Annotated in this window: 3 protein-coding genes; 2 read left to right on the forward strand and 1 reads right to left on the reverse strand. The window is 72.7% G+C overall.

Annotated features, from left to right (window positions below; genetic code table 11):
- Positions 1-125: 125 nt before the first annotated feature.
- On the reverse strand, positions 126-2,243 hold the full coding sequence (locus tag EAO71_RS36625) for a PBS lyase (protein ID WP_147982105.1): 2,118 nt from the start codon (positions 2,241-2,243) through the stop codon (positions 126-128).
- A 444-nt stretch (positions 2,244-2,687) separates the two neighbouring features.
- On the opposite strand from EAO71_RS36625, the gene EAO71_RS36630 reads away from it, so the two are divergent.
- Positions 2,688-3,167: a hypothetical protein gene (locus EAO71_RS36630; protein ID WP_147982106.1), complete on the forward strand. Its 480-nt coding sequence runs from the start codon at positions 2,688-2,690 to the stop codon at positions 3,165-3,167.
- Between the two features lie 14 nt (positions 3,168-3,181).
- Positions 3,182-4,765 (forward strand): hypothetical protein, encoded by a 1,584-nt coding sequence (locus EAO71_RS36635; protein ID WP_261992530.1) that lies wholly within the window; start codon positions 3,182-3,184, stop codon positions 4,763-4,765.
- Positions 4,766-4,890: the final 125 nt, after the last annotated feature.

Consider the following 4,890-nt stretch of genomic DNA (forward strand, 5'->3'; position numbering starts at 1 on the left):
GGCACCGGGCGGGCGGTGCTCCCGTAGACCTTATTCGTAGGGAAGTCCTTTTTGTCTATTTGTGGCCGCGGGGGAGGTGCTGGTCCTCGTGCGGCCCCGCTGGGGCCGGGTCCACGCGCGTCACGTCACGGGCTCGGGCGCCACCGGTCGCGTTCGATGCGGGCGAGCGCGGCCCGGCAGAAGGCGAGGAGTTTCTCGTCCTCGTGGACGTCATGGCTGCCGGAGCCCGTCTCACGTGCGTTGTGGCGGCGGACCTCGGCCAGCTCCGCACGGATCACGGTCTCCGCCTCCGCCGCCGCGGGGCCCATCTCCGCCAGGCACTCGGCGATCCCCACGCGTGCGTGGCGGTTCTCCGCCCACGCCGCGAGCAGCACCGGAAGGGACGCGTCCGCGTCCCCGGCCACCCGCCACAGGGCCGTCGCGCAGGCCACCCGCACCCACAGGTCCCGCGCCGTGAGGCCCGGGCGCAGTGCGGCCGCGCCGCCGACCGCCGCCGGGCCGATCGCGCCCAGCGCGCCGGCCGCGGCACACCGGTCCGGGTCCGACACGCCCGGCCGCAGCCACTCCTCCAGGGACGGCAGTACGGTCCCGGCGTCGCCCTCCACCGACCACAGCGCGAGCGCGGCCTTCGTGGCGACCGCCGCCGAGCCGCCGGCCATCAGCGACCGCAGGTCGTGGACCAGGTCCGGGGCCGCCTCCCGCGCCGCCGGGCCGAAGGCCGCGACGGCCCTGAGCGCCGCCGCCTGTACCCAGTCACGCCGGTTCGGCGGCGCCCCGCGCAGCACCCGCAGCACCTCGGGCAGGGCCTGGACGGCGCGGATCGCGGTCAGCGCGTGGAGCAGCGGCGCCGCGTGGTCGTAGAGCCGGTCGTCGAGGTCGACGGCGGCCAGCCGCCGCCGCAGCGCGGGGGCGAGCGGCACCGCCGCGGGCCCGAGCGCGTCGATCGCGTACAGCAGCTCGTGCCGGATCCCTGGCCCCTGGAGCGCGCGGGCGAGCAGCGGGACCGCGCGGGCGTCGCCGGAGCGGGCGAGGGCGAGCAGCGCGCCGCAGCGGTCCGTGCGCGCCGCGGGCCCCCCGGCCGGCGGGCGCGGGGGAGCGGCGGCGAGCCGGGTCGCCAGCGCGTCGGTCGCCGGGGCGGTCAGTTCGAAGAGCCGCTCCAGGAAGGCGGCGGCCGCCTCGCGCAGCCGTGGGTCGGGGTCGGCGAGCTGCAACCCGACGAGCCGCACGACCTCCTCGTACCGCCCGCGCCACATCCGTATCAGTCCACCGCACTGCCAGACCGCGTCCGCCCGCCGGCCCGGGTCCGGACTGCGCAGCTGGGCCACGATCAGCGCGATCCGGTCCTCGACCCGGTCGTCGAGGGCGATGTGCAGCGTGCGGAGCAGCTCGTCGGCCCACGGGGTCGAGCGGTCGGCCGCCTGCTCGCCCAGGAAGTCGCTGATCTGGCCTGCCAGCGAGGGGACCGGCGGCCAGGAGTCGTCGGGGCGGACGGGCGGCTCGTACGGTGCGGTCCGCACCTCTTCGAGCAGCTCCGTCACCCGCTCCACGACGTCGTCCGGAACCTCGGCCGGCGCGCACCGGGCCAGCTGTGCGAGGGCCGCCAGCCGCAGGCCGGGGGCCTGGGCGGCGCGGGCGAGCCAGCCGAGCCAGTCGACGGTCTCGGCGCGCAGCGACTCGTGCCGTCGCGCGAGCCGGCCGACCCCCTCCACCAGGGCCAGCCGCACCTCGGTGTCGCGTTCGACGGTGAGCCGCTCCCGCAGCAGGTTCAGCACGCGCCCCGGTTCGGGGTGCAGCGAGGCGAGCGCGCACGGCGCGGCCAGCCGCACCTCGGGATCCGGGTCACCGGCCAGGCCGAGGAACACGTCGGCCCCGGCGGCGACGGCGGCGGCCGCCATCGCGTAGTTCGCCGCCGGAGGGAAGTCCTCGTCCTCCGGGTCGAGTTCGTCGAGCTCGTCGTCGCCGCCGAGATCGATCCCGCCGATGCTGGTCAGCAACTCCACGATGGCGCCCCGGTCTTGGATCTCCGGGTCCGCGACGAGTTCGAGGAGGAAGGGGATGCAGGCGAGGGTCGAGTCGTACACGTCGCCCTGGTGGTGCACGGAGCCGTACATGCCGTCGAGGGCGAGCTCCCGTTCCGCCGGGTCGGCGGAGGCGAGTCCGCGCAGCAACTCCGGTACGTCGTCGGCGGGTCCGTACGCATGGCCCAACGACGCCCAGTCGACCTCCTCGATCCCCGTCAGCATGCGGCCGCCGCCTTCCCCGTGAGCGCTGTACCAGGCAGCAAGTGTGCACCACGGCAACGGGGACGAGGACCCGCTGACCGGACGCGTTCCCCGAACGGCGTCCCCGGGCGCTCTCTTTGCGCCACGTGCCGCACAGGGGCCCCGGAGCCACCCGCCTCCGACCCGCTCCACCAGGCGAACCTTTGCCCGAGCACCGCCCCACGACCCCACCCGCCCCGGCGTGGACCCGGCGAGTGGCGGGGTGAGGGGCGGTGCGCCGGCCGTGCGTACCGCCCGGCCAAGTCTCCGTGGCCTGTACGGAGGTGGGGGTGGTGCCGGGGGTTCGCGGCCGGCGACTGCGTGGCGTGCGAGGGAACGGCGCGCCCAAAAAACGAACAGACACTTCGCGATCGAAAATGATTACGATGGGTCGGTTGACGTGATCGGCATCGGACGGGGGAGACCATGGTGTTCGACCAGGAATGGGTGGCGGCGGTGGCCGCTTCCCGGGAGCGGCAGTTGGCCGGTATGCGGCTCAACACGGCCGGACCGGAAGGGGGTTCCGGAGACAGCGGCAAGGATCTGATCGTGACCCAGGACGACCTGGGTGCCGTGGGCCACGAGGCCTACCTGCTGCACGATCTGCTGCGCAGGAAAGCCGACATCGCCGGCGCCGGACAGGACACGAAGGGCGCGGGCTCGACGGCGCGCGCCGCGCAGGAGCTGACGTCCCGGCACCTGACGACGGGGGGTGAGCTGTTCACCACGCTCACCGTCTGGGACGCGCAGGTGAAGACGGTCCTTCAGATGTGCGCCCACATCTCGAACCACCTGGACTACTCGAAGAAGTCGTACGCCGCGAACGACAAGCGCATCGAGGACTCGCTGCGTCATCGCAACGGCACCCCGGTCTCGGTTTCCGAGATCACCAAGCACGTTCGTTGAGGGAGGGGCAGGTCGTGGCATTCACTTACACCGATCTCCTGGACATGGATCTCGGCGGACTCGGCACCGCCGTCGGCGACTGGCGGACCATGGCCGGCGAGCTGGCCAAGCTGGAGACCAACGCCCGGGACGGTCTGCTGAGGAAGTCCGAGAGTGCGCGGTGGAAGGGCGTCAACGCCGACGTCACGAGGGATTTCGTACGCAGCGCAGCCAAAGAGTTCTCGGACCTGCGGGCAGAGGCGACGAGCATCCACGCGGTGCTCCAGGACGCGCACAGCGAACTGGCGAGTATCCAGAAGCGGGCCAAGGCCCTTGCGGAGGACGCGGCGGCGGGCACCGACAAGGATCCGGCACTGCTCATCACGGACGCCGGCGACGGCACCGTCCGGGTCATGGAGGCGATGTGCACCCCCGAGGGTACGACGCAGCGGACCAAGGACCTGATGCGCTGGTACGCGGACACCGTCACCGGGTTGGTCGCGCACGCGACTGAGGTCGACGCCGCCGCCACCCGTGCCCTGAAGGCCGGCCACGGGGGCGATCCGCGCAACGCAGGTCACGCCACGTACACGTCGCTCGACGAGGACCAGCTGCCGCGCGCCACCCGACTCGCCTCGCTCGGCAAGGAGGCGAACGAGAAGCAGCGTGACGAGCTCCGCAGGCTCTGGCGCTCGCTGAGTCCGGAGGCGAGGGCGGAGTTGTGGCGGGAACAGCAGGGCGGGCTGCTGGCCGCCGGACTCCTGGACCCCACGGTTCGGCGAATTGCGCCGGACAAGGGCTCCGGCCCTTACGACGTGGAGGAACCGGGCTTCGAGGAGTGGTCCACCCGGGCCAAGATGCGGGGGATAGCGGAGGGCGCCGACGCCGGCGGCCTGGTCGACGCGGCCCGCAACATGGACCACTACCTGGACGACAATGGCGAGCACATGAATCTGCCGGTCGACAAGATGATGGCGGACGACGAGGGCTTCAGGCGGCACATCGACGACCACATCAGGACGCACCAGGACGCGTGGCGGGAGCAGGCACTCGCCGAGTTCCAGGCGAACGGGGGCAGGCCCGTGGCCATTCCCGTGGAGACGTCGAACACGCGGGACTACTCCTTCACCAAGGAGAACGACCAGAACTGGTTCTACGCCGTCGGCTCCACCCGGGCCAACGTCACCGGTGTCGTCACCGTCGTACCCGATGCCCAGGGTCGGCCTCAGGTCGCACTCGACTACCAGGCGAACGCATGGGATCGGTACAACTGGGACGAGAACAAGGGCGTCGACATCTTCGGCGTGGGCATTCCCGACGGACAGATGGCACGACTGCACACGACCGGTCTGGCGCAGGAATTCGACATGTCCGGCAGCAGCTCGGTCAAGCACTACGACCTCGGCAGCGGCGGCTCGAACCCCGCACCGCTGCCGGGGCCCGACGACCCGGGGCGTGAGGGCGGGCGCATGGACAACGGGCGGGAGACGCGCGAGTCCGGCGGGAGTGCGGTGTGCGAGTACGGCGATGCGCTCCCGGAGAACGCACGCCCCTACGGCGCGGTCGTGGGCACCCCGGGGGGCGGGGTCCGGCCGGATTCGAACGTGGACCTCAGGTAGAGGCGCGTGGTGCCGGGTACGACCTCATGGGCGTACACCTCGGCGCACATTCCCGGATCGACGTCCGCCGGGTCGGCGTCGTCCGGCACGGCGGCCGCCCCCGGACAGGCGTCACCGTGCAGCAG

The organism is Streptomyces sp. MS191 (genome assembly GCF_008042125.1).
GTDB lineage: Bacteria > Actinomycetota > Actinomycetes > Streptomycetales > Streptomycetaceae > Streptomyces.